The sequence below is a fragment of the Phaeocystidibacter luteus genome, from assembly GCF_008933115.1.
Classification (GTDB): domain Bacteria; phylum Bacteroidota; class Bacteroidia; order Flavobacteriales; family Schleiferiaceae; genus Phaeocystidibacter; species Phaeocystidibacter luteus.
Genome location: NZ_WBVO01000001.1, coordinates 534,838 through 559,757, shown reverse-complemented (window position 1 = coordinate 559,757; position 24,920 = coordinate 534,838). Strand labels below are relative to the sequence as shown.

The window sequence follows — 24,920 nt, the reverse complement described above, 5'->3', positions numbered from 1 at the left end:
ACCTTTCCTGAAATAGAGTGACGCTAAGCCAGCCTCAAGCCTCAAGCCTGAAGCCTGAAGCCTGACGCCTGAAGCCTGAAGCCTGAAGCCTGACGCCTGACGCCTCAAGCCTGACGCCTGTAGCCTCCCGCCACGATAAATCACGCATTAATTTCCAATTTGCGTTTTGCGATTATGCAGCTTGCCAGCCATCCGCCAGTAGAAACACCACCCTCAGCCACTAATTCTCTCACCGCTATTTCACTATATTCGTTCTATGACCATGAAAGCTAAACTGGAACGGATAATTTTCGAGTCCGATACTCCCTCTGGAAAAGCATTTGACGTAATCCTCATTTGGGCCATTGTGGCCAGTATCCTAGTCGTACTGCTCGATAGCGTTCAAAGTCTGAACGAAAAGTATCACGACCTCTTCCTAATTCTGGAATGGGTGTTCACAGCGCTCTTCACCATTGAATATATTCTGCGCGTGGCCATTTCAGAGAAACCCAAAGGTTATGTCTTTTCCTTTCTCGGTGTAATTGATTTGATTTCGGTTCTTCCAACGTATTTATCGTTGCTCGTAGCAGGACCACAGTATTTGATCGTGATTCGTGGTCTGCGAATTTTACGCGTCTTCCGTGTCATGAAGCTGTACCATTACAGTCGCGATGGCATGCTAATGATGCGCGCACTCATTTCCAGCAGCCGTAAGATTAGCGTGTTTATTCTGAGCATTCTCATTCTAGTGACCATTCTTGGTTCCCTGATGTATGTGATAGAAGGGGAGGAAAGTGGATTTCAGGATATCCCCAATTCTATTTACTGGGCAATCGTAACCCTTTCAACTGTGGGGTATGGCGATATCTCACCTGAAACTCCACTGGGTAAAATGCTCGCCTCTGTCATCATGCTTTTGGGATATGGAATCATTGCCGTTCCAACTGGCATTGTAACCTCTGAGTTCGTCTATGCTAGGCGAGACGAAAAGAAAGACCTCAAGGGGCCCATTTGTTCCAATTGTGGGGCCGAAGGGCACGTTGAAGATGCAAATCATTGCTTCAATTGCGGAGCAAGCCTCAAAATAGAATCAACCAAAGACTCATGATTGTAACCACAACAAACTCAGTAGAAGGCCGGAAGATTTCGGAATACAGAGGCGTTGTAGCAGGTGAAACCATCATCGGCGCCAACTTCTTCAAAGACATTTTCGCAGGTATTCGCGATTTCGTAGGCGGCCGATCTGGTTCCTATGAAAAAGTACTTCTCGAAGCTCGAACTACAGCACTTAGGGAGTTGGAACAGCGAGCGGCGCAACTTGGAGCAGATGCGGTCGTAGGCGTAGATATCGACTATGAAGTAATCGGAGCGAATGGAAGTATGTTGATGGTCAGCGCCTCTGGAACAGCAGTAAAACTCGAGTTTTAAGATACCCGTGTTCCGTTATCAACCGGGCGCTCTGGTTGGAGAAGTACGACTTCTGTATCGGCGTCGTCTGACGAGGGTAGGCCAAGTACCAGGCATTCCGATATTACCTTGCCCACCTGTCGTGGAGGTAGGTTTGTCACGGCTATAATCTGCTGTCCAATAAGGTCTTCCGCATTGTACAATCGCGTGATTCGTGCAGAGCTTTTCTTGATTCCCAAAGGGCCAAAGTCAATGGTGAGTACCCAAGCCGGAACATGCGCTTTTGGCAACGGCTCAACTTGAGTAATCGTTCCCACATGTAGTTCTGATTCGAAGAAATTATGAATATCTGTGGTGCCCATCAGAATTGTTCATTGAGCTTTTCAAGGATGGTGTAAACGGCCGGACAAACCGATGCATTTCTCCGTGTAAGATTCAAAATCTGCTGCTGCTTGATTCTGTCCGTATGTGGATATTCTCTGCAGGCTTTCGGACGTACTTCATAGATGCTGCACTTATTGTCATCTTCCAAGAACCTGCATGGAACCTGCTGAAGAACAAAATCATTGTCCTCATCTACCCTCAAGTACTCCGACTCGAACTCCGCAGGCTTCATTCGTAAATGCTTGCTGATTCGATCTATGTCCTTTCGCGTGAAAAGAGGTCCTGTGGTTTTGCAACAGTTCGCACATTGGAGGCAATCGGTGCATGCGAACACCTCGTCGTGAAGCTCATGAATTGCCTTGTCGACCTTTTTCCCGTCAGCCTTGGCAAGTCGGCGCATCAATTTCTGATGCGGTTTCCGCTTGGCACTTGCCAATTGTCTCAAGTCGGGAAGAAGTTCGTGTGACATACTATTCGCCGAGCATTTCTTCAATCAAAGCTTCTGTTTCCACAGAGTAAGGCTCAAATTCGCTCGTTCCTGGTCCGCTGAACCCGGTATGAATTCGTCGAACATTACCTTCAGAATCTATGAAAATTGATGTTGGATAAGACATGAAGTTTTCAATCATGGGCAGGGTAGTGGCGATGCTTTCTGGATTAGCCAAACCTCCATAAACAATGGTGTACGGGATGTCGAGGTCTCGAATCATTTTTTGAATCGCAGGTTTTGCCTCTTCCAATTCAGGTTTGTACTCGTATGTGATACCGATGATTGTCAAGCCTCGTTCAGCATACTTTTCGTGAAGTTGTTTGAAGTAGCGAGTTTCATCCATACAGTTAGGGCACCAAGATCCCATAATTTGAATAATGGTTGGTCCATTTGTACTCTTACCATCAAATGTGAAGTCCTCCCCATTTACAGTAGGAAGACTGAACGAAATGCCTTCGTAACCGTCTTTAATGAATGTTAGCTGCGTAGGATCTCGAAGTTCAAAGTCATCATTAGGAATAGCGGTCCAAGGCTGAGCATAGGTTTTACCACTGTAGTGTGTTCCGCTTAGCTGTTGACCGTCATATACGGCGTCGAAGAAGTAGGCATGAGTTCCATCAAAACCAGATAGTTTAAGATTTCTGCCGTCAAACATGCCTTGTAGAAAACGGTAATCTCCGGTTTCAGTTAGAAATGTGCCTGTTGCAGCTCCGTTCGGCTTCACGTGAAATTCACCGATGGCCGGTTTTTCATTATCGGTCCCTGAACGCAAGGTGACTTCCCATTTAGCGGGGAGACTTATTTCACTTTTCCAAACCACGTTATTGAATCGATATTCGACTCCTTTACTTGCCGTGAAAGGCATGCGGTAATCATCCGCGTCTAACTTTTGCCAGTATCCATTCCACGTTTTAGTATCGCGGTGCACTTTGAAAACAGTTTGGAATACAGGTAGATACAGTTCCGTAGTATCACCAACCTCAACTATTGAATCGATAATCACCTTTTCCTCGCCATTAGTAATAGTCACCAGATCATCTTCTACAACGAAATTGAACGGTAATTCGGTGCTGTCATTCATTTGAAGCACTCCACGCCAAGTTACGGCCGTGTTATTCGCCTCTTGAATGGGCGCTTTTGATGAGTCCGAGTTATTTGAGCAGCTCAGTACAAGTGCAGAGGCGAAGAGTATGGTTAGTGCTGATTTCATCATTTTGCTTTTTATTCCGTCAACAACAAATACGTTTCCTCCACGGCATCCTTACGGGTCTCATTATTCAGGAACTCAGGTGTTGGCATGGTCACGGGGTAAGAAGGGTACATTTGAAGAATCGTATACTCAACGCCACTCTCGTCTAATCGACGCTTACCGCGTTCATCTACGTAGATATAAACTCCGCTTTTGAATCCTCCTTCTTCAGCCACATGTTCCTGTGCGCTGTTGAGTATGAATCCTGTGAAGTATGCCATGCTAAATCGGCCACGCTTGGAATCAATGAAGAACTCGTCTTCTGAAACATCGTATCCTTTCAACGTCTTCGCTACTTCATCTGTAGGCTGATAGTCGGTCAAATTTGGGAAGTAATGCCCATTGATGAACGCATATCCTGTTAACGCGGCAATAGAGCTCGAAAGAACGAGTCTATCCAGGTTTAATCCTTTGAAGAAGAAGTAGAGTGCCACAACCATTCCTGTTCCAAATACAAGCCATAACGACCAAGGCACATCGGGGAAGACGTAGAATCCAATCAACAAGCCGATAATTGTTACCACGGTGATACTCAGTCCTTGAAGAACGAGCGCGGTGTTGTACCAGCCTTTCGATTTCTCGTAGGCAATTCTTAGGGTGAATTCAGAGGTGAAGATGGCCGCAAAAGGAAGTACGACATAGATGTAATGCGGCAGCTTGTACTGCGAGAGACTCAGAGCTATTATGGGCAAGATGAATCCTCCGAGGGTGAGCCATTCTTGCTTCTTTTCTCTCCTCAGTACACTGTTGATGGCACCTACAACCCTCCAGAAGAAGGCCCAAACTGCCAAAAGGGACCAAGGGAAAAAGCTCCATAAGAAGGTGTGCACAAAGAAGAACGGTCCGGCATTGTTGTGCCAAGGGTTATCCCCAGTAATTCTTCCGAAACTCTGATCCCAATAAAAGAACTTGAGTCCGCTCAGGCTATCCTGCGGTACCAATCCATCGGGTGTCGGCATGTATACGACCTTCTCCGGGTGAGCGTCGAACTGCGTATACAATCCGTAACTCATTGGGATGAGTAAAACGGCTACAAGCAAAATTCCAAGTACCCACTGGTATCGGAACAAATCCTTGTATTTCTGTCGTCCGATGGTATAGCTTCCAAGTGCCATAAGCGGGATGAGAAGTCCTAGCGGACCTTTTGTCATCATGGCTATGGCAATGGCTATGAATCCCCAAATCAAATCCCGCTTTCGCTTGTAGTACAAGTAAGCGGTGAGTTTCCAAACGGCGATTACTACTGCTGAGGTGAGAATAGTGTCGGTTCGTACGTCATTGTTCATGAGGACGAAAGCCAAACTACTCATCAGCATAAGTGCGGCTACAAAGCCAATACGCTTGTTATACAGCAGGTTACCTAGCTTATAGGTGGCGATTACTCCAACCGCGCTAAAGAGTACACTGCCTAATTTGAAACTCCACGCGGCATAGCCGAACAAGTAGAAACTAGCTGAGTTCAACCAGAAAAGAAAGGGAGGCTTGTCAAGGTAATCTCGCCCTTGTTGATATACTTCCAGAAAAGAACCGCCTTCCACCATCTCTCGACTGAGAGCGGCGTATTGGGCTGAATCAATCTCGAGAATTTCGACAAACAACCCGAGAAGATAGACTAGTCCGGTTAGGATGAAGATGAGGTTTACAGCCCATCTTTTAAATAATCCCATAGGATAAAGGTGAGGTTTGAAGTCAGGTTATATCGACAAATCCTTCAGCATACGGTCGATGATGCCGTTCAGTTTCGTCTCCATTTCGGTCGAAGAACCACCGGTCCAATCGCGTTTTACGGAGAAATAAAACTTAATCTTCGGCTCAGTTCCCGAAGGACGAGCTGTCGCGATATCGCCATTCTCATTAACAACTTGGATCACATTGCTCTTCGGTAAGCCGGTTGGTTTTTCCGTTCCATCCACCAAGTTGCGAATGATGCCTTGCTGATAGTCTTTTAGTTCTACTACTTTTCTTTCGGCAAGCTCTTTTGGTGGATTTGCGCGTAGGTCTTCCATCATCTTCGCGATGGCTTCGGCACCAGCCTTTCCTTCTTTTTTGATTGAAATCAATCGCTCCAGATAGAATCCATGCTTCTTGTGAATTTCATCGAGTAGACCTAGGTAGCTCGAACCAATGGACTTTGCATAGGCTGCAGCTTCGGCAATCATTACAGCCGCAGATATGGCGTCTTTGTCTCTGACGAAGTCACCAACCATATAGCCATAACTCTCTTCGCCGCCCACAATGAACTTCTTAGCGCCTTCATTCTCACGAATCAAATCGGCAATCCACTTAAATCCTGTAAGGCAGCGCATAGATTCAACTCCGTAACCCAATGCGATATCCTCCATCAAGTTACTCGTTACAATGGTCGTTGCAGAGAACGCGTTGCTAGGAAGTTTGCCCTTAGCGTGAAGTTGACCAAGAATATAGTCCATCAGAACGGCACCCGTTTGGTTACCGTTTAGGAGTTTCATATTTCCCGCGTGGTCACGAACAGCAATACCAACGCGGTCCGTGTCGGGATCGCACCCAATCACCAAGTCGGCTCCTTCACGGTCGGCTTGTTTTACGGCCATGTCGAGCGCAGCGGCTTCTTCGGGGTTTGGGGAATCAACTGTTGGGAAATTTCCATCAGGTTCGGATTGATCTACAACGAGACTAACATTCTTGAATCCAGTGAGTTTTAGTGCTTGTTCCATCAGAACTACACTGGTGCCGTGGAGCGGGGTGAAAACAATCTTGAGTTCATCTTTCCCGGCATTGCCAATGGATAATTGCTGTACTTGCTCTAGGTAGGCGCGGTCAACAGATTCGCCGATGCGCTTAATCATTGCGTCATCATTCGAGAACTGAACTTGAGATAGTTCTACGTTTCTCACTTCTTCAATGATGGCCTTGTCATGCGGAGGTACGAGCTGACCTCCATCATTCCAATAGACCTTATAGCCGTTGTATTCCTTGGGGTTGTGCGAGGCGGTGAGAACGATTCCAGCGTGGCAATTCAGATGTCTGATGGTGAACGAGAGCTCGGGAGTCGGACGAAGGCTCTCGAAGAGTCGAACAGAAATACCATTGGCCGCAAACACCTTTGCCACATCGAGTGCAAGGGTGTCGGAATTATTCCTTGAATCAAAAGCGATAGCTACCGAAATAGTCTCGTTTGGGAACTGTTTTCTGAGGTAGTTCGACAATCCCTGTGTTGCTTGCCCGAGGGTGTAACGATTAATGCGGTTTGAACCTACACCCATGATTCCGCGCATTCCGCCGGTTCCAAAGTCGAGGTCTTTATAAAAGCATTCAACCAGCGCGTCGTGGTCGGTGTCAATCATACGTCTAACCTCGGCTTGAGCTTTGCCATCAATGGGTTCGCGCAGCCAAGATTCAGCTTTCTTGAGGATGTTCGGATCCAAGGTCATAGGGTGTGTTGGATTTTATCGTTTGGTAAGAGAAGAAGCGTAGGAGAGCTCTGATTCGATTTGTGGGTCGCCCTTATACTCAATGTCTGATGCCCCCATAGCTTCTACTTCAAGCGTGTCGAGCACATGAACACGAGCCGAACTAGCGCCCATCGTTTCAATTTCCATGCGGTTCACGATGAGTTCAAACGCCTCGATTTCGGAAGCGCCCATAAGTTCAAACTCGGCAGATCTCGCTTTACCGCGCAGGGTGATTTCGCTTGCTCCGGCAGATTCTAAATCGAGACTAGAAACATCGATGGAAAGATAGATTTCGCTTGCTCCACTGGTAGAAACGGTGAGGTTGGTGGCGTCAATCGTGTTTTTTGATTCAAGCGTAACTGCACCTGAAATTTCAATGTCCGACAAGTTCTGAACGGTTATGTAGATGCGAGTTTCATCGTCGTCACTCGACCATTCCCACATGTCGTTGTCGTGAGCGATACTCAAGGTGCCGTCTTCAACTTCAACTTCAATATCGTCGAAGTTCTCGGACATGGCGATTACTTCGCAAGAAGGGCCTTGGCGAAGGAATACGGTATAACTTCCAGAAATTTCAATTTTGGTGAACTCCTCAGTAGTGAGCGTTCGTCTTTCTTGAGCCATCCCCAAGGTGGTGAGGAGAACGGCAAAGGCTAGGGTGAAAAAATGTCTCATGGTTAGTCCATTTTTGTTGATGGACTAATTTACGGAACTACATTTCAAAACGCGCGTTATCGAGCCTTTCTCTTGCACAAATCCACCATTTTCACGGCGGCAACGGCGGCTTCTACGCCTTTGTTTCCATGTTCTCCACCCGAGCGCGCACGGCTCTGTTCGATATTCATATCGGTGAGTACGCAGAAAATGGTTGGGGCAGAGTAGTGATGGTTGAGCTCAACAATGCCTTGTGTTACGCCATGACAAACGAAATCGAAGTGCTTGGTCTCGCCTTGAATGACTACACCAATGGCGATCACTGCATCGACCTTGTCGTTTTCCAGAATGAGCTTTGCGCCGAATGGCAATTCGAAAGACCCTGGAACGTTTTCTCGAACGATGTTATCTGGAAGAACCCCTAGGTCAACAAGTGTTTCGTATGCCCCGTTGTAGAGTCCTTCGGTGATCTCTTCGTTCCATTCAGAAACAACAATGCCGAAGCGCATCTGAGACGCGTTCGGCATTGTGTTTTTATCGTAGTTCGATAAGTTCTTATTCGCTGTTGCCATTAGCTCTGTGCTACTTTGGCTTCACAGTAAGAAATGAACTTTTCAACGTCTCTCGACTGATCTGCGTTAGGGAATTCTTCTCTCATGCGGTTGTAGTACTTGAGAGCAGTCTTCCAGTCTTTCAACATTTCAGCAGTTTTTGCTGCCTTTTGAAGATAGATTGGGGTAGTGAATTCATTTCCAGAAAGACCAGCAGCCTTCTCGTAGTATTCTAGGGCTTCTTCTGGCTGGTTCAGCTCGTGGAAAGCATCGCCAATAGCTCCTGTCGCGATAACGTTCATTGTTCCGTCATTGCTAGAGAAGTCTTCCAAGTAAGCGATAGCATTCTTGTAATCTCCAGTATTCAAGTAACAAACACCCGCATAGTAGTTTGCAAGGTTACCTGCCTTTGTGCCACTGAATTCGTCAGCTACCTGAACAAATCCCATGTTACCGGCATAACCGTTCAACGCTTTATTCAATGAGTCAGCCTCAAAATATTCTTGTGCAGGGAATATTGCTTGCTGTGCTTCGAGTTCAGCTGGTTCAACGATGTATGACTGATATCCGAAATAGAGGAGGATAACAGCGATTACCGCGCCGATAGCGATACCTACGGAGCGCAGGTTGTTCTCGATAAACTGTTCAGCTCTTGAGATGCTCTCTTCAACACCTTCAATTGGGCTGTGTACTTCTTGGTTTTGTTTCTTCTTTGCCATGTATAGTCTAATTGACAGACCGCAAAAATACCATTTTTATGATACCGTCCAAGTTCTTGTGAACCCAGTCTTTCTCGTACTTTTGAGTCCATGAATACGGCCGTCATATCAAATCTCCATCTGCTTGATTTTAAGAACTATCCGGAAGCGAACCTCGTGTTCTCTCCCAAAGTGAATGTTTTTGTTGGCGATAACGGTGTGGGTAAAACCAATGTCCTCGATGCCATTCACTACCTCGCCGTCACCAAAAGCTACTTCAATCCGGTTGATTCTCAGAATATTCGACATGATCAACCTTTTATGGTTATCGAGGGGGATTTTGAATCAGATCAAGGGAAAGATCACATCTACTGCGGGGTTAAACGCGGTCAAAAGAAGACATTCAAGAAGAATAAGAAGGACTACGAAAGACTCGCCGATCACATTGGGGAAATTCCACTCGTGATGATTTCTCCGGCCGACAGAGATCTAATCCTTGACGGTTCAGAAGTTCGGCGCAAGTTCATGGATGGAGTGATTTCACAGAGCGACAAGCATTATCTCGACGATCTGTTATCCTATAATAAGGCACTGACTCAGAGAAATAGTCTCCTTAAATATTTTGCAAAGAACGGTGTATTCGACCCTGCACAGCTAGAGATATACGATGAGCAACTGATCGAGCGTGGACATCGAATTCACCAGCGTAGAAGCGCATTCATGGAGCAGATGAAGCCAATCATGTTGGAGGCATACGCAACCATTGCTGGTGAACAAGAAGACGTCAGCATCACATATTCATCAAAGTTGAATGAGATGAACATGGACGAAGCTTTGAAAGCTTCACTTCAAAAAGACAGAGTTCTTCAGTATACATCTGTAGGGATTCACAAAGACGATCTCGCTTTTTCACTTAGATCTTATCCGCTCAAGAAAACGGGGTCTCAAGGACAACAGAAGACTTTTACCATTGCATTGAAGCTCGCCCAGTTTGACTTTCTAAAGGAGATTACTGGGAGAAAGCCAATCCTTCTACTAGATGATATCTTTGATAAATTAGACGAGAAAAGGGTGGAATCCATCATTAGTATGGTGAACGACCATCGTTTCGGTCAGATTTTCATTACCGACACCCACGCCGAGCGTACTGGGGGGATTGTGAAGAGAATTGCCGAGGAAAGCAGAGTCTTTAATGTGACATCGAACGGAGAAATCGCACCTTTGGAGGAATGAAGAGATCAAACGAACAGAGTTTAGGTGAGGCCATCAAGGCCTTTGTAAAGAAGCATGAACTTTCAGGCAAGCTGGCTGAAGCAGAGATAGTTGCGGCTTGGTCGAAGGTGCTTGGCCCTGCAATCGACCGAAGAACAACCCAGATTCGTTTGGAGGCGAATGGCTTGGTCCGCGTGAAGTTGGATTCATCATCACTCAGGCAGGAGCTTTCAATGAATCGCACAAAACTTGCCGCCGCGCTGAACGAATCCATCGGCAAGGAGTTGGTAAAGGACATCGTCTTTTCATAATTCTGAAATCTCATTGCGTTGATTCTACGTTTCACCATAGCTCTACTGTCCATCTTCTCAATATCCGCATCGGCACAATTCGATACGCTGTGGTTGAAGAATGGACAAATGCTCTACGGTGAATTCAAATCGATTGATATTGGAATAATGACCTTCGACGCCGAGGTTATTGACGATGTGGAGGTAAAACACTACGAGGTTGCAACCTTCAAGGCTACATCCAACTTTTATCGAATGCGCACCCTGCAAGGAGGGGAGCATTTTGGGTGGGTTCTTCCGGGAGACACTGGAGAAGTGGTCATCTATGATCTCATTGATTCCCTTGAAATTCCATTGCGCGAGTTGGCTTACTTAACGGGGTATGAGGAAGATTTTTTGGAAAGATGGAGCGGCCTCATTGGCGCGGGGTATTCCTATACACGAAGCAGTGATATTGGTCGATTCAACTTTGACTTAAACATCCATTACAAAGGGGAAACGACAGATTTAGATTTTACTGGCAGCGCCATTTTCACGAGTGAAGATGGGATCTTCCTCAGGGAAAGGGAGGAAGCGAGCTTCGTAGTCAATCGCTATGTCTCTCAAAAATGGTCGGTCTTTGGACTCGTCACCTATCAACGGAATGAGCAACTCGGATTGCTCTATCGATATCAGTCGGGTTCGGGTATGACCTATTCCCAATACATCACCAACCAAATGCGACTTGCGCTTGGTGCGGGTGTGGTTTACAACACGGAAGAGAACTTCGAAGGTGTAGATCTACAATCCTGGGAATTACCCATTTTCACCAACTTTCGCTTCTTCAAGTATCGTGACCCGAATATCAGCCTGATTTTTGAACAATCCGTGTATGTGGGGCTCACTGAAATTGGACGTATTCGTCACGATGGCGAGCTACGCCTGAGATGGGAAATCATTGACGACCTTTCGATTGATATCAAAGTTTATGACAACTACGATAGCCAGTCGCCTTCTACCGGGCAAGCCGCGCTTGACTACGGCATTGTTTCAGGCATTTCATACTCCTTGTAAATGAAGTTCTGGCGCACATTTCTGTTGGTTGTCCTCCTTTTGTCCACGTGGACAGTTCGTGGACAAATCAATTATGATTCGTGGGCAGACGTTCAATTACACTGGGGTGATGATGAGGTTCAGCAAGTGGCGGAAATGAGTATCCGCCATAGGTGGAAGTATATCGATTTTACCCAGCAGCTGTTCAGGTATTCCTATCAGCACACGATTAGTGATACGTATAGAAGAGATAGGGGAGGTGCTATCGTTCCAGCTTCCGTCAATTATCAATTGGAGTTTGACCTTGTGGAGCTTCGGTACTTCGATGGATGGCGATTCCGAGTTGCGAATGCTTCTAACATGGATATACATCTCTATCTCAGAAATGAAGTTCGGGGCTTCTTTGAATGGGAGTCAGGAGAATATGACGGATTTTCCATTGCCGATAGAATAAGGGTTCGACCAGAGTTAGGTTACACCATTTGGCGTTCTAGATCAGGCGAACGGGTTTTGGGCGCTTCATTTGATGTCGAGTTTCTCGGAACCTTGGTGTATCACCCTCAATTGCTGTGGGAGTATGATTTGGTGAATCGCTATCGAGCAGGATTGAACTTCAGGATTTCCCCGAAGTGGCAATTGGAAGCGACCTACACCTTGGAGCAAAGTCTGGATGGTGGTGCTGATCGCTCAATGGGAAGGATGGCGGTGAGTTATTTCCTTTAAAACGAAGAAACCCCGACGAATCGCCGGGGTTTCTGCTAAATACTCTGTTCGATTTTACATCCACATAAATCCAATTCGGATGCCCCAATAGGCTTGTGAATTCAAGTTATCGCGCTTAGCGAGGAAGTTATAGTATCCAGACAACTGGAACTTCGTGCTGTAGTCCATATCGAAATTGATACCCACTTCAGTACCTACCGTAAACGGCCACTCTTCATTGTTGAATCTGAAAATACCAACGTCAGTAGTTGACTTGGCCCAACTAATTCCGCCGGCAGCTGCTACGAAAGGAACGTACTCGCTAGAATTCTCAAAGAGGTAAGTGTACTTCAAGAGAATCGGAATAACATTGAGGTAGCGGTATTGATTCCCTGTAACTGTTGTAGAACCAATGGTTTCGGTAACATTATTTACTTCGTCATACAGTGTTACCCAGCCCGTTTCAATTCCTACAAACGAGTTAGAGTGAACATCGTGACCGAATTCTAGGTGATATCCGATCCAGCTAGTGTTATTAATACGCTCGCCGGTATTGGCGCCAGCGCCCCAGCTTATTGGGTATGACATTCTCGTGTACGTCTGAGCATTGAGCATACAGCCGAAAAGGAGAAGTGCGAAGGTGAAATATCTTGCTTTCATGATTTACGGCATTAGGTAAGGTGATTGATCAAATGCTTGGTCGATTGCACCCAAGATGCGATCTCTGTTCGAAAGTGGGTTACCAGAAGCGATTCCGTTGGCAAGGCCCATCCAAACTACGTCGAGTTCGTCAGCCGAATCAGCATCTTCTAGGTCAACCATTTCAATTACCAGTGTACCGATGTCGTAGCTATATGAACCGCCACACCAGCCGTAACCCCAGCCATATCCAGGGTACCCGCCGTACCAGTAGCCCCAGCCGCCCCACCAGCCCCAGCCGTAGCCTGGGTAATAAGAGCAATATGTACCTGAAGCTGTTACCTTCAGTAAGGATACTCTTACCAAGAAGTTTGGAGGAGTAGTGGAAGGCGTGTTCGTGGTGTCGTACTTCTCGTAATTTCTATCGAGTAAGTTTGAGTTTACACGTGCGAGGATATCATCATCCAGAGCACGGCTGAGTGCTTCATCATCATCGCCGATGTGTACAACTGAATCGATAAGTGCATAGGTCGTTTTACCCGCGAATTCGAAACTAGGTTCGAAGTGGGTCATAACGATGTCTAAATCTCGCGTGTTCTCTGCTCCGCCTGGATAGCAACTCGTGAGGATGAGAATTGAGGCGACGCTCAATCCGGAGAGTAATTTTCTCAACATCTTGAATAGTTAATTGGAATTGACTCCGTGAATGTAAGGAATCCCAGCAATACTGGGCTGTATAGAAACAAAAAACTCCGACCATCTAGCCGGAGTTCTATGTTTATGATGCGAATTCGCTTAGTAACGCTCGCGAGCAGAGAAGAAGAAGTTTCCTTCAATCTCAGCGTTTTCGTCACTGTCAGATCCGTGAACCGCATTAGCTGCGATGCTAGTTGCGAACATCTTACGGATGGTTCCTTCGTCAGCCTTAGCTGGGTCAGTGTTACCAATCAAAGTTCGGAAATCAGCAACTGCGTTGTCCTTTTCAAGGATTGCAGCTACGATGTGACCGCTTGTCATGTATTCTACCAATTCACCGAAGAACGGACGCTCTTTGTGCACTGCGTAGAAGTTACCCGCGTCACGACGGCTCAATTGAGTCATTTTCATTGAAACGATGCGGAATCCCGCTTCGTTGATCTTTGCCAAAATAGCACCGATGTGTCCGTTTTCAACAGCATCAGGCTTAATCATGGTGAAGGTTCTGTTACCAGCCATAGTACTTGTGTCGATTAAATCGTAATTCGGCCGCGAAATTAGGCAATTACAACGAATCTCACACGTGAAAGTGTTAAGGAATCAACATTAATCCCAATCGTGAATGATGTTCAACGCATCTTCAATCATCTCATTAACAACACCACTAGGGTCTGGATGGAATTCGCCATTCATTCTATTGGCCAAAAGTGCTGAGATGCTTACCGCATCGTGACCCAAGATTTGTGAGAGACCATAAAGTCCTGCCGTTTCCATCTCTAGATTTGTAAGCCGGCCTCCATCCCGAAAAATAAAGTCTGCGAATCTTGAAAACCTCGTAGCCGTTGGATTTGAAAGTCTAAGTGCTCGCCCCTGTGGCGCATAAAACCCCGGCATAGTGAGTGTATGCCCGCGCTTGTACTTATTCTCTGGGAAGTGTGCCGCAGCTCTTTCAGAGTAAATCGCTCGATAGGGAAGAGGTAAGCCCTCTAAATAGTGTTGAAGCAGCTCACATTCCGATTGGTCATTCGGTAGACCTCCGTAAAAATGGAGTAAATCATCATACCCAAAGGCCGATTCAGAAAGGAGCCAAGTACCCAATGGGATGTCTCGTTGCAAAGCACCTGACGTACCGAGACGGACAAAAGTGAGTGAGGTGTGCTCTTCTTTTACCAAGCGAGTTTTCAAGTCGATATTGACCAGCGCATCCAACTCGTTGAGAACGATATCGACATTGTCCGTTCCAATGCCGGTCGATATAACGGTTATCCGCTTTCCCTTGAAGTAACCTGTGTGGGTGACGAACTCTCGGTGTTGTCTGACGAGCTCGATGGAGTCAAAATGGTCACTAACCTGCTTTACGCGGTCTGGATCGCCCACGGTAATAATGATAGGTGCAATATCTTCCGGTAGAAGATGTAGGTGATAGACTGAACCATCTGGGTTCAATATCAATTCTGAGGGGCCTAATTCGTTTCGTTTCACACGTCCGAAAATACGTATTCGTAGGCTACGCGAAAAGTTCTACATTTGGTGAATGTTCAACTCAGCAAAAATTGACCATGAGTACTAACACCAATAGAATCTTGGTGCCAATTGGCTTCTCAGAGCAATCTATTCAGGCACTTGATCACGCGGTATCTATCGCAAAAAAAACCAACTCTGAAATTACTTTGCTCTCAGTCCTAGAAGACGCCGGCCTTTTTGCGCGTTTGTTCGACAGCGAAGTAGAAAAGCAGAACGAAAGAATGAAGTCTCAAGTAGTAACCAAACTTGAGGAACTCATCGAAAAGCACGCTGGTTCAGGTGTGCGAATGACACACATGACCGCTCAAGGAACTGTATACGAGGAAATTGCTGAGGTAGCAAAGATGTTGGACGTAGACCTCGTAGTAATGGGTACGAACGGTAAGCCTTCAAACGCTCGTAAAGCGGTTCTAGGTTCTAACGCCTACCGCGTTGTGAACAATGTTAAGCCACCGGTATTGACAATCAACGGAGGTATCTCACCTAAGCCTATTGAGCGTATCATCTTCCCTCTTGTTTTGGATAGAAGATCTCGCGAAAAGGTGGGGCCAGCACTTCACTACTCGCGCATTTTCGGAAGCGAAATTCGCATTGTTGGTGTATCCAAGAATAAGGAGGAAGCTCAAAAGCTTTCTGCCAACCTCAAGCAAACCATAGCATTCATTAAAGATGCAGGAGTAAAGGTTGAAGGCGAAATCATTCGTGAAGAGGGCAAAGGTGTTGCCGAAGCCACTCTCGAATATGCGTCTAAAGAAAAAGGCGATTTGATCATCATTATGGAAGAAGGCGATCAAGGACGTAACCTGCGTTTGAGAAGCAGCGATGTAGAAAAAATCCTCTACGCAGCTTCAATGCCTGTAATGAGCATTACGCCATCTAAAGTAGCTTACGAAGCACAGTTCTCGAACTTCTAAAGGAGTTTCGAATAAATGAAAAACCCCATCCACCGCGAGGTAGATGGGGTTTCTTTATTTAGGACATTTCTACGCTTGTGCTGACGGAATCTTTCGTGTGAAGTACATCAGTACGCCCAGCGCGATGAAGAGTATCAGTGCTCCAATCAGTAGTGCGACGTCTTCTAGTTGCATTACCACAAATAGGAATCCATAGGTAAGTACCAAAGTTGAACCTAAGGCAATAGTTGGATTCCTCTTCTTATATATACTGTGCGCATACCAAGTAATCAGTGCAGTAGTCATGATCGAAGCAATCAAGTAAGCAGGAGAGAAGCCGATACGCTCCGAGAATGCAACGAGTAAGAGATAGAAGAGTACAAGCCCAAATCCAACCATCAAATATTGAATCGTGTGAACTTTCAAATTCACTACAAGTTGAATCAGCAAGAACGCGATGAAAGTCAAGCTGATAATCAAGATTCCATATTTGGCTGAACGCTCCGACATCGTGTAGTGGTCTACCGGTTTCATAAGCTCCACACCGAAGTTGTTGTACAGAATCGAATTGTCGTAATCGTGGAAGATTCGGGCATAGCCTCTGTTCATTTCTAATACCTGCCAAGATCCGGCAGATTGACCTTCACCTACTTGTGGTGTTTCTGAGGTTATGTAATCGCCGATGAACTTTGGATGACTCCAGTTTGAGCGGATTTCACCGTTTGTAATGGAGCCAAGTGGAAGTAGCCCCAGTGAGTTTGTTCCATTGATAGAAATGGATCCTTGAAAGTTGATTCGACCTCCTTCGAAGTTTTCAATATTAGCTACAAGCGCTTCTCCGCCAATGAATTTACCCTCGCTTCGCGGATTGAATTCGAGTGACTCACCGTTGAAGAGGAGTTTTGGTGTGGTTCGTAAGCCCTTAACGTCACTTACCTTTAACAGAACCCTTGCACGGTCCCAAAGTATCACACCGTTGTCTTTGCCGATAGCCTTTAATATGTCATCCGTTTCGATGTGTCCGCGGAAGGCGATGTCGGCTTGATAGAGCGGAATACTGTAGATCCCGCGCTTGCGTTCTTCAGCTTTTACGTCAGCCTTATAATCCAGTTGATTTGGTAAGACTACAATGTTGTTGATGTAGTATTTGCTCTCGTTTTCATCGGGATTGGATTTCTCCAGTTGCACTGGGATAATGAGCGCTGGGCCACCGATGGTCTGCGCATTACCCCATTTATAACTGACTTCCCGTATGGCTTCGTTGGAACGACTTTCACGTTCGCGAATGACATCTTGCACCATGGCGAGAGGAATGAGGAGTAGTAGGATGAGCACGCCTACAAAGAGCACACGCGCCGAAATGGATTCGCGAATCCACTTTGAAAAGGTTGAAGCTGGACTTGATTCTGACATAGTTCGTGTAGTGTTAAGTTCGCGGATTTAACGCAGTGGATTCATTTTTAACATTTTGAAGCTCTACCTTTAACAGAATCTTGGCTCATTTAATTGTAGTCCACATCCTGCGATTAGACTGAACAATGAAATGTAGCTTTGCACGGATTAACAGCTCCCGCTATGAAAACCCTCGCAATCATTCCCGCTCGATATGCCTCAACTCGTTTTCCCGGCAAGCCGCTCATCGATCTCGTTGGAAAATCAATGATTCGTAGAGTGTACGAACGAGCTTCAATGGGAGCGGATCACGTTCTGGTAGCTACAGACGACGAGCGCATCATCGAGGAAGTGAAGAGCTTCAATGGAAACGTGATTATGACGGCCTCGCATCACACAACCGGCACAAACCGTTGTTTGGAGGCTTATGAGAAGTATTCAAGGGAATCTGGGGAGACTGCTGAAATCGTAATCAATGTACAAGGAGATGAGCCTATGCTCAATCCCGCTTCGTTGAGAACGCTTATTCATCCATTCAACAATCCGGAATGCGAGATGTCTACACTCGTTCGTCCAGTTACAAACACCGAGACCCTTTCCAATCCCAATAATGTATTCGTAACCTTAGACCAAAATGGAAGGGCGTTGTATTTCAGTCGACACCCCATTCCATATGTACGCGGGGCCGAAATGGAGGAGTGGCTAAACAAAGCCGATTTCTACCAACACATTGGGTTATACGCCTTTCGACCACAAGCCTTGCGCTCGTTTGCTTCAATGGCTATGGGAGACTTGGAGCGCGCAGAATCTCTCGAGCAATTGCGCTGGCTCGAAGGTGGGAGAAATATCTTCTGTGGAATCGTGAACGAAACATCCGTCAGCGTCGACACTCCGGAAGACGCCGACGTCGTTCGTGCACTTTTGGAAAGCTAATTATAAGTTGAAAGCCGACTTGATGTCGTCAACGCGGTCTTCTTTTTCCCACGTGAACAACTCAACTTCGAGTTCTTTCACTTCGGTCTGACCACTATCTGGTCTTTCAAACTTCTTCTTGATAACCTGCGCAGCTCGTCCCATGTGTCCGTATGCTGCTGTCTCACTGTAGATAGGCTGACGAAGCTTTAGGTTCTTTTCAATCAAACCTGGACGAAGGTCGAAGAGCTCTGTTACTTTCTTTGCGATTTCACCATCGGTCATGTTCACCTTTGCAGAACCGTAGGTGTCGACAAATACTCCTGTAGGTTCAACTACACCAATGGCGTAAGATACCTGTACAAGCATTTGATCAGCTACTCCAGCTGCCACCATGTTGCGGGCGATGTGGCGCGCAGCATAAGCCGCAGAACGGTCAACTTTAGATGGATCCTTACCGCTGAAGGCTCCGCCACCGTGGGCGCCTTTACCCCCGTAAGTGTCGACGATAATCTTACGTCCCGTCAGACCAGCGTCGCCGTGTGGACCACCAATCACGAACTTGCCAGTAGGGTTGATGTGGTACTGAATGTCGTCATTGAAAAGCTCTTGAACGTGAGAAGGAAGTTGGGCTTTCACTCGAGGAATGAGAACTTCCTTGATAGCACGCTTAATGTCGTCGTTCGTCACGTCCTCATCATGTTGCGTACTTACAACGATGGTCACGATTCGCTGTGGGGTGTGATCGTCAGAATACTCTAGAGTTACCTGTGCTTTCGCATCTGGACGAAGCCATGTCACTTCTTTGTTTTCTCTGCGAATGTTTGCCAATTCGCGAAGTAGGCGGTGACTTATGTCGAGCGCAAGTGGCATGTAATTGTCGGTTTCGTTTGTAGCATAACCGAACATCATACCTTGGTCGCCTGCGCCTTGTTCTTCAAGAGCTCCGCGATCTACACCTTGATTGATGTCGCTAGATTGCTCGTGAAGGGCAGAGAGCACACCACAACTGTTCGCCTCAAACATATACTCGCTCTTCGTGTATCCAATCTTTGTGATTACTTCACGAACAACTTTTTGAACGTCGATGTACGTATCGCTTTTGATTTCGCCGGCGAGCACAACTTGACCCGTGGTTACGAGGGTCTCGCATGCTACCTTTGAATGTGGGTCGAACGCCAAGAAATTATCAAGGATGGCGTCACTAATTTGATCGGCAATTTTATCTGGGTGTCCTTCTGAAACGGACTCTGATGTAAAGAGATAGCTCATCTTTCTCAATCAATTTTTGCAATTGTATTCTGTGGTGAGATTCGAGTGAGCAAAGAGCCGCTAAGGGCGCTGCTTTAGCATTTTTTAAAGTGGTTGCAATCAGTCAAATCTCTCCACGCGGACGACAAATGTAACAGATAGGCTTGAATATGGGAAGTCGATTTTTAAAAAACTCCTATCACCCGCGTAGCTCGATATATTTCTCATGAGCTTCTTCGGCTTCATCCTCCATGTCAAGACGATTGTAGATGAGCGAAAGCGTGTTCCAGATCATGGCTTCTTCAGGGCGAAGTGCCGATGCCTGTTGGAAGTATGGGAGCGACTTTTCGAGCAAGAATTCAGCTCGCTCCTCGTAATCGTCCTTGTTCTCCTCGTAGGTTTCTTGGTCCATATCATCGAGCTCCCCATAGATATCTGCCGCCTGGTTGAAGTAGTACACGGCCAAGTTGTACACAGCGTCGAAATACTCGGGATTTACCTCAATGGACTTCTTGTAGGCTCTGAGCGCTTCTTCCATGTTCCCCATATCCTCGTTGAGGTAGCCGAGATTGAACCACAGGTTGGCGTTTTCGGGTTCGGTTTCCAGTAACTCGAGCAGACCTGCCTTGGCGGTTTCAGCTTGACCGGTTTGAATGAGCAGGTTCACTTCGTGTTTCATGAACTCCGTTTCATTTGGGAAGCGTTTTCGGGCCTTGCGAGCCCATTCGAGGCTTGCATCCAGATCGTTGTAAATGTTCTTGGAGTAGTAAATAAGCGACAAGTAGATGTCGGGATTGTTATAATCCAATTCCGTAAGCGTTGTGAAGCTTCGCATTACCTCGTCGTAGTTTCCCATTTCCTGCGCGGCAATTCCGGCATAAATGTATGCCGTAGTATCCTTTGGATTGATGATTTGGGTTTCTCGGAAACGTTTGATGGCGAGCTCGTAATTTCCGGAGGAGTATGCCGTAACTCCTTTTGTCAGAGCACCGTTTCCGAGTTGGGTGAGTGCGAGTTCTGCCAGAGCTCCAAAGTTTGCAGGTCCGAGTTCGATCGCCTTGTTCAGCGCATCCACAGCTAGAGGCAGGGCTGAATCCGGATTGGATAATGCTTCGGAATCATTGGAAGTGTAGATATCCCCATAGATTACTCCGTAGAAATACCACGCTTGCCCGTTGTTCTTCGTCGCATCGTTGGTTACCACCTGGTCTATGGAGGATTTTGCAGAGCTGAGATCACCCATTTGATGAAAGGCTTGTGCCTCTTTCATTAGGTCCTCTTGGGAAAAGCCGGTGAGGGAAAAGGTGAGAAGGAGTAGGGTCGAGATATACTTCATAGGAAACGAAATGAAGGGAGAAAGTTACTTAGATGGTTTATAGAATCAAAGGCGAGTACTAAGGGAGGTTGATCAAATAATTCTCTACAAACTGAAGATTAGTCGCTTCGAAATGAAGGGGATATGAAATCAACTCTAAAATGATGTTCTGAGATTCGAATTCTTGAAAATCGCATAAATACCTTTGAAAAATGAACGATATTCGCATTATGAACTTCAAGGAATTCATCACTATCGATCCCAATAAGCGGTTTGGTCGTCCTATTATAAAAGGGACCCGTATTGGTGTGAATGATATTCTGAATTGGCTTGCCAACGGTATGACGAAATCCGAAATTCTTGAGGATTTTCCTGAGCTATCAGAGGAGATGATAGATGCCTCATTGTTCTACGTTTCTTCTCGCTAGGAGTATTCATAGAATCCGCGGGCTTCAAAGTTATTTTCTTGTTCTCATTTGGAACTTCCAAATTTTTGTCACTTACTTTGTGGCATCGTTCTACGACATATTGGCTTATCCAGAAAGGTGGAGGGACATGGCCCTATGAAACCTTAGCAACCTGGTCTATCGACTAAGGTGCTAATTCCTGTTCCCGCAACAAAGAAGCGGGAAATAGATGAGTGAGTGGAGACTTCAGTGCACATTTCGAAATTCGAGAAGTTCTCTCCTGACACATCGGGAGGAACTGATAAGCTGTACTTGTATTTGCCCCGGCAGATATGAGCTACGGCTTTTGGTGTTTCCCGGCGTCACGTTTGATTCGCATTTCTGGATGCCGTTGTCTTCACTCAAAAAAATGACTAGAAATGCGAAGAGAAACGAAACTTATTCATCAAATCTCAGGGTGTGGCGAAACTGGCGCCATCAGCACCCCTATTTATCAAACTTCCACCTTCGTGCAAGACGCACCTGGCGTCAACCGAGGGTACGATTATGCTCGATCTAACAACCCAACGCGAGCGGCTCTGGAATCATTAATTGCCGAGCTCGAAGGAGGTTCAAATGGCTATGCATTCGCAAGTGGCCTCGCCGCTGTGGATGCGGTGGTCAAACTTCTATCTGCCGGAGATCACATTGTTGCAGTAGATGATATCTACGGAGGCTCGTACCGAAGTTTTACCCATATCTACGAAAAGCTTGGTATTGAGGTGTCTTACGTTGACACTAGCGACCCCGTGAATGTGGCAGAAGCCATCCGTGAGAACACCAAGTTAGTTTGGCTTGAATCGCCCACAAATCCAACGCTCAAGGTGTCGGACATCAGCGCGATATGCGAGATTGCACACAGGAGAAATGCACTCGTAGTAGTCGATAATACGTTCGCATCGCCCATTTTACAGCGACCCATTGAGTTCGGTGCCGACATCATCATTCACAGCGCCACAAAGTACCTCGCTGGTCATAGCGACGTTATTGCTGGCTTGGTTGTTACCAAGACGCCCGAGCTTGGCGAGCAAATCAAATTTGTACAGAATGCCACTGGCGGAATTCTAGGTCCTTTTGATTCGTGGCTTACCATCCGAGGCATTGAAACAGCCGATCTCCGCGTGAGAAAGCAGTCGGAATCGGCACTCAAGATTGCACGATGGCTGCAAAGTCAACCAGAAGTCGATATCGTAAACTATCCCGGACTCGTGACCCATCCAAATCACGAAGTAGCCAAGAAACAGCAAGAAGCTTTCGGAGGGGTAATTTCGTTCTCATTGGTAGACGACACTCAAGATGCGGCCATCGAGTTCGTGACCAAAACCGAACTGTTCCAACTTGCCGAAAGCCTTGGAGGCGTTAAGAGTTTGCTTTGCCACCCCGCAACGATGACGCATAAATCGACCCCAAGAGAACACCGTCTTCAGGCGGGTATTCACGAAAGTACGGTTCGATTGAGTGTTGGTATTGAAGCGGCAGAAGACCTCATAGAAGATTTACAGAACACCTTTGTTTCACTCCAAAAATCTGAACCATGTCTGGAAAAAGCCTAACACTCGGCGTGTTCGGATTCGGTTGTGTAGGTAGCGGTCTCTATGAAACACTTCGCCAATCGAATTTTAAAGGTGCCAATATCAAACGGTTCTGCATCGCTAACCCAGATAAAGAACGTAGCGCTCCAAATGCCTTGTTCACTACCGAGGCCGATGAGCTGCTGAATGACCCTGAAATAGACGTGATTGTTGAGCTGATCGACAATTCGGAGGCAGCCTATCAGATTGTCACCAAGGCCTTGAGAAACGGAAAAGCAGTGGTTACCGCCAACAAAAAGCTGTTAGCCGAACACCTCCAAGAGCTCATCGCGCTTCAAGATGAAACCGGCCAGCCCATTCTATACGAAGGTGCAGCTGCGGCAAGCATTCCTATCATTCGGAATCTAGAGGAATACTACGACAATGACCTTCTTCGTGAAGTTTCAGGGATTCTAAACGGGAGTACAAATTTCATTCTTTCAGCTATTGAAGACGGGGGAACGTTTGACGCAGCGCTAGAATTGGCCCAAAAGCTAGGTTTCGCTGAGTCCGATCCTACGTTAGACGTCGACGGATGGGACGCAAAGTTTAAGCTCACCATCCTGCTTGCGCATGCTTTCGGCATTGTGGTCGAACCTTCTGACATTCCACATGTTGGAATCACACGAATTAGTCCCCAAGTGCAACGTATAGCCAATGAACGACGTGAACGCGTCAAGTTGGTGGGTAAGTGTTGGCGTGAAGACAAGAAGGTCTTCGCCCACGTCATTCCAACGTTTGTGACTCAAGAGGATGAGCTAAACCAAGTGGAGAACGAAGTGAATGGAGTAGTAGTGGAAGGCGCATTTTCGCAGCGACAATTTTTCAGAGGAAAAGGCGCAGGTAGCTTTCCAACTGCGGCAGCAGTGCTTTCGGATATATCGGCACTGACCTATGATTATCGCTACGAATACAAAAAACTGAATCGAGAAAAGGACTTCGAATTCGTCAACGATCACAGTATTTGGGTTCATGTCAGCGGAAATAATAGGGATGTTCTGCCACTTTACGCCTTTGAAGAGGTGGTGAATACGTTCCGCTCACCTGAGCATTCGTACGTTGAAGGAAGAATCGGGCTTCGCAACCTGATAAACCTCAGTAAAGAAGGGAATTGGTCTGCAGTAGCATTATCTTCAGCGGCTGTTTCTCAATTTGAAAAACAAAACAACTTAGAATTAGCAAATTGATGAGTTTGAATTCTGAATTATCGCGTATCGCGAAGGAGCGAATATTGGTGTTAGACGGTGCCATGGGCACCATGATTCAACGCCATAAACTCGATGAAGCTGGATACCGCGGAGAGCGGTACGCCGATTATTCGGAACCGCTTATGGGGAACAACGACCTGCTGTCTATCACTCAGCCAGAGATCATCCTCGATATTCATAGGAAGTATCTTGCCGCAGGAGCAGATTTAATTGAAACCAACACCTTCAATGCCAATCGCATCTCTCAAGCGGATTATGGATTGGAAGATGCCGTTGTTGAAATTAATGTTGAATCAGCCAAGCTTGCCGTTCAGGCGGCGAAAGAATATTCAACGCCAGATAAGCCTAGATTCGTGGTTGGTTCCATTGGTCCAACGAACCGTACGGCATCCCTTTCACCGGATGTCAACAATCCGGGTTTTCGCGCTGTTACCTTCGATGAACTTGTGGAGGTTTATTCCGAACAGGTGGAGGCACTGATAGATGGTGGAGTGCACTTGCTGATGGTAGAAACCGTTTTCGATACACTCAATGCAAAGGCTGCATTATTCGCCATTCAATCGGTATATGATCGCCTGGGTGTTGAGCTTCCTATCATGGTTTCGGGGACCATCACAGATGCTTCGGGGAGGACGCTGAGCGGACAAACTGTGGAGGCCTTCCTCATCAGTTTGGAGCATGTGCCACTATTCTCTATTGGATTAAATTGTGCTTTAGGTGCCGAGCAGTTACGACCTTATATTCAAACACTTGCGGAAAAGGCTCCGTTCTTAGTAAGTGCTCATCCAAACGCTGGCTTACCCAATGCATTTGGTGAGTACGATGAATCTCCAGAGAAGATGGGGAATCAAATTAGCGAGTTTATCGACCGCAATGCTGTGAACATTATTGGGGGCTGTTGTGGTACGACACCTGAGCATATAGCGACCATTGCAAGACTTGCCCAACAGGGTGAGGTAAGAGCTCTTCCTCAAAACTCCGAAGCACTCTAAGT

At 46.5% G+C, this 24,920-nt stretch carries 27 protein-coding genes and 1 riboswitch; of the genes, 12 read left to right on the top strand and 15 right to left on the bottom strand.

Annotated features, from left to right (window positions below; translation table 11 throughout):
• Positions 1 to 256 precede the first annotated feature (256 nt).
• Together F8C67_RS02580 and F8C67_RS02575 are read left to right on the top strand one after the other, a co-directional pair.
• The gene (locus F8C67_RS02580) at positions 257 to 1,087 is read left to right on the top strand and encodes an ion transporter (RefSeq protein ID WP_151666225.1); all 831 of its coding nucleotides are present in this window, start codon (positions 257 to 259) and stop codon (positions 1,085 to 1,087) included.
• Positions 1,084 to 1,407, top strand: coding sequence for a heavy metal-binding domain-containing protein (locus tag F8C67_RS02575; RefSeq protein WP_151666224.1), 324 nt, complete (start codon positions 1,084 to 1,086; stop codon positions 1,405 to 1,407). The genes F8C67_RS02580 and F8C67_RS02575 overlap by 4 nt, the downstream gene beginning before the upstream one ends.
• Here F8C67_RS02575 and F8C67_RS02570 read toward each other — a convergent pair.
• From F8C67_RS02570 to F8C67_RS02535, 8 genes are read right to left on the bottom strand one after another with little or no spacing between them, the layout of a single operon-like run.
• Positions 1,404 to 1,748, bottom strand: a complete 345-nt coding sequence (locus tag F8C67_RS02570; protein ID WP_151666223.1) for a tRNA-binding protein — start codon at positions 1,746 to 1,748, stop codon at positions 1,404 to 1,406. The two genes, F8C67_RS02575 and F8C67_RS02570, sit on opposite strands and share 4 nt — an antisense overlap.
• On the bottom strand, positions 1,748 to 2,239 hold the full coding sequence (locus tag F8C67_RS02565; protein WP_170266328.1) for a YkgJ family cysteine cluster protein: 492 nt from the start codon (positions 2,237 to 2,239) through the stop codon (positions 1,748 to 1,750). Before F8C67_RS02565 ends, F8C67_RS02570 begins: the two co-directional genes overlap by 1 nt.
• A gap of 1 nt (position 2,240) precedes the next feature.
• Positions 2,241 to 3,470: a TlpA family protein disulfide reductase gene (locus F8C67_RS02560; RefSeq protein WP_170266327.1), complete on the bottom strand. Its 1,230-nt coding sequence runs from the start codon at positions 3,468 to 3,470 to the stop codon at positions 2,241 to 2,243.
• Between the two features lie 11 nt (positions 3,471 to 3,481).
• Positions 3,482 to 5,176, bottom strand: coding sequence for an ArnT family glycosyltransferase (locus tag F8C67_RS02555; RefSeq protein ID WP_151666221.1), 1,695 nt, complete (start codon positions 5,174 to 5,176; stop codon positions 3,482 to 3,484).
• A gap of 27 nt (positions 5,177 to 5,203) precedes the next feature.
• Complete coding sequence (locus tag F8C67_RS02550) at positions 5,204 to 6,919, bottom strand: phospho-sugar mutase (protein WP_151666220.1); 1,716 nt, start codon at positions 6,917 to 6,919, stop codon at positions 5,204 to 5,206.
• Positions 6,920 to 6,934: 15 nt separating this feature from the next.
• A complete protein-coding gene (locus F8C67_RS02545) occupies positions 6,935 to 7,615 on the bottom strand; it encodes a head GIN domain-containing protein (RefSeq protein WP_151666219.1) in 681 nt (226 codons plus the stop codon).
• Between the two features lie 56 nt (positions 7,616 to 7,671).
• The gene (gene ribH / locus F8C67_RS02540; protein ID WP_151666218.1) at positions 7,672 to 8,166 is read right to left on the bottom strand and encodes a 6,7-dimethyl-8-ribityllumazine synthase; all 495 of its coding nucleotides are present in this window, start codon (positions 8,164 to 8,166) and stop codon (positions 7,672 to 7,674) included.
• Positions 8,166 to 8,864, bottom strand: coding sequence for a tetratricopeptide repeat protein (locus tag F8C67_RS02535; RefSeq protein WP_151666217.1), 699 nt, complete (start codon positions 8,862 to 8,864; stop codon positions 8,166 to 8,168). The genes ribH and F8C67_RS02535 overlap by 1 nt, the downstream gene beginning before the upstream one ends.
• Positions 8,865 to 8,954: 90 nt before the next feature.
• Between F8C67_RS02535 and recF the strand changes: the two genes are divergently transcribed.
• From recF to F8C67_RS02515, 4 genes are read left to right on the top strand one after another with little or no spacing between them, the layout of a single operon-like run.
• Positions 8,955 to 10,076 carry a DNA replication/repair protein RecF gene (gene recF / locus F8C67_RS02530; RefSeq protein ID WP_151666216.1) on the top strand — a complete coding sequence of 374 codons (1,122 nt, stop codon included), beginning with the start codon at positions 8,955 to 8,957 and terminating at the stop codon, positions 10,074 to 10,076.
• Positions 10,073 to 10,366 carry a DciA family protein gene (locus F8C67_RS02525; protein WP_151666215.1) on the top strand — a complete coding sequence of 98 codons (294 nt, stop codon included), beginning with the start codon at positions 10,073 to 10,075 and terminating at the stop codon, positions 10,364 to 10,366. Before recF ends, F8C67_RS02525 begins: the two co-directional genes overlap by 4 nt.
• Positions 10,367 to 10,384: 18 nt before the next feature.
• Positions 10,385 to 11,398 (top strand): DUF481 domain-containing protein, encoded by a 1,014-nt coding sequence (locus F8C67_RS02520; protein ID WP_151666214.1) that lies wholly within the window; start codon positions 10,385 to 10,387, stop codon positions 11,396 to 11,398.
• Complete coding sequence (locus F8C67_RS02515; RefSeq protein ID WP_151666213.1) at positions 11,399 to 12,100, top strand: hypothetical protein; 702 nt, start codon at positions 11,399 to 11,401, stop codon at positions 12,098 to 12,100.
• Between the two features lie 54 nt (positions 12,101 to 12,154).
• On the opposite strand, the gene F8C67_RS02510 is transcribed toward F8C67_RS02515, so the two are convergent.
• From F8C67_RS02510 to F8C67_RS02495, 4 genes are all read right to left on the bottom strand, one after another.
• Positions 12,155 to 12,739 (bottom strand): hypothetical protein, encoded by a 585-nt coding sequence (locus F8C67_RS02510; protein WP_151666212.1) that lies wholly within the window; start codon positions 12,737 to 12,739, stop codon positions 12,155 to 12,157.
• A gap of 3 nt (positions 12,740 to 12,742) precedes the next feature.
• The gene (locus F8C67_RS02505; RefSeq protein WP_151666211.1) at positions 12,743 to 13,393 is read right to left on the bottom strand and encodes a DUF4136 domain-containing protein; all 651 of its coding nucleotides are present in this window, start codon (positions 13,391 to 13,393) and stop codon (positions 12,743 to 12,745) included.
• Between the two features lie 120 nt (positions 13,394 to 13,513).
• Positions 13,514 to 13,933 (bottom strand): nucleoside-diphosphate kinase, encoded by a 420-nt coding sequence (locus F8C67_RS02500; RefSeq protein ID WP_151666210.1) that lies wholly within the window; start codon positions 13,931 to 13,933, stop codon positions 13,514 to 13,516.
• An 87-nt stretch (positions 13,934 to 14,020) separates the two neighbouring features.
• On the bottom strand, positions 14,021 to 14,896 hold the full coding sequence (locus F8C67_RS02495; RefSeq protein ID WP_151666209.1) for a nucleoside phosphorylase: 876 nt from the start codon (positions 14,894 to 14,896) through the stop codon (positions 14,021 to 14,023).
• A gap of 77 nt (positions 14,897 to 14,973) precedes the next feature.
• Between F8C67_RS02495 and F8C67_RS02490 the strand changes: the two genes are divergently transcribed.
• Positions 14,974 to 15,852 (top strand): universal stress protein, encoded by an 879-nt coding sequence (locus tag F8C67_RS02490; RefSeq protein ID WP_151666208.1) that lies wholly within the window; start codon positions 14,974 to 14,976, stop codon positions 15,850 to 15,852.
• A 69-nt stretch (positions 15,853 to 15,921) separates the two neighbouring features.
• On the opposite strand, the gene creD is transcribed toward F8C67_RS02490, so the two are convergent.
• Complete coding sequence (gene creD, locus F8C67_RS02485; protein WP_151666207.1) at positions 15,922 to 17,244, bottom strand: cell envelope integrity protein CreD; 1,323 nt, start codon at positions 17,242 to 17,244, stop codon at positions 15,922 to 15,924.
• Positions 17,245 to 17,406: 162 nt separating this feature from the next.
• Between creD and kdsB the strand changes: the two genes are divergently transcribed.
• The gene (gene kdsB, locus F8C67_RS02480; RefSeq protein WP_151666206.1) at positions 17,407 to 18,156 is read left to right on the top strand and encodes a 3-deoxy-manno-octulosonate cytidylyltransferase; all 750 of its coding nucleotides are present in this window, start codon (positions 17,407 to 17,409) and stop codon (positions 18,154 to 18,156) included.
• On the opposite strand, the gene metK is transcribed toward kdsB, so the two are convergent.
• Together metK and F8C67_RS02470 are read right to left on the bottom strand one after the other, a co-directional pair.
• Complete coding sequence (metK, locus tag F8C67_RS02475) at positions 18,157 to 19,407, bottom strand: methionine adenosyltransferase (protein ID WP_151666205.1); 1,251 nt, start codon at positions 19,405 to 19,407, stop codon at positions 18,157 to 18,159.
• Positions 19,408 to 19,585: 178 nt separating this feature from the next.
• On the bottom strand, positions 19,586 to 20,722 hold the full coding sequence (locus F8C67_RS02470; RefSeq protein ID WP_151666204.1) for a tetratricopeptide repeat protein: 1,137 nt from the start codon (positions 20,720 to 20,722) through the stop codon (positions 19,586 to 19,588).
• Positions 20,723 to 20,913: 191 nt separating this feature from the next.
• On the opposite strand from F8C67_RS02470, the gene F8C67_RS02465 reads away from it, so the two are divergent.
• The 4 genes from F8C67_RS02465 to F8C67_RS02450 all read left to right on the top strand — a co-directional run bounded on the left by F8C67_RS02465 (position 20,914) and on the right by F8C67_RS02450 (position 24,918).
• Positions 20,914 to 21,129: a DUF433 domain-containing protein gene (locus F8C67_RS02465; RefSeq protein WP_223277498.1), complete on the top strand. Its 216-nt coding sequence runs from the start codon at positions 20,914 to 20,916 to the stop codon at positions 21,127 to 21,129.
• Positions 21,130 to 21,231: 102 nt separating this feature from the next.
• Positions 21,232 to 21,344: riboswitch (SAM riboswitch) on the top strand.
• Positions 21,345 to 21,527: 183 nt separating this feature from the next.
• Positions 21,528 to 22,700: a trans-sulfuration enzyme family protein gene (locus F8C67_RS02460; protein WP_151666203.1), complete on the top strand. Its 1,173-nt coding sequence runs from the start codon at positions 21,528 to 21,530 to the stop codon at positions 22,698 to 22,700.
• Positions 22,682 to 23,905: a homoserine dehydrogenase gene (locus F8C67_RS02455; RefSeq protein ID WP_151666202.1), complete on the top strand. Its 1,224-nt coding sequence runs from the start codon at positions 22,682 to 22,684 to the stop codon at positions 23,903 to 23,905. The genes F8C67_RS02460 and F8C67_RS02455 overlap by 19 nt, the downstream gene beginning before the upstream one ends.
• Positions 23,905 to 24,918, top strand: coding sequence for a homocysteine S-methyltransferase family protein (locus F8C67_RS02450; RefSeq protein ID WP_151666201.1), 1,014 nt, complete (start codon positions 23,905 to 23,907; stop codon positions 24,916 to 24,918). The genes F8C67_RS02455 and F8C67_RS02450 overlap by 1 nt, the downstream gene beginning before the upstream one ends.
• Positions 24,919 to 24,920: the final 2 nt, after the last annotated feature.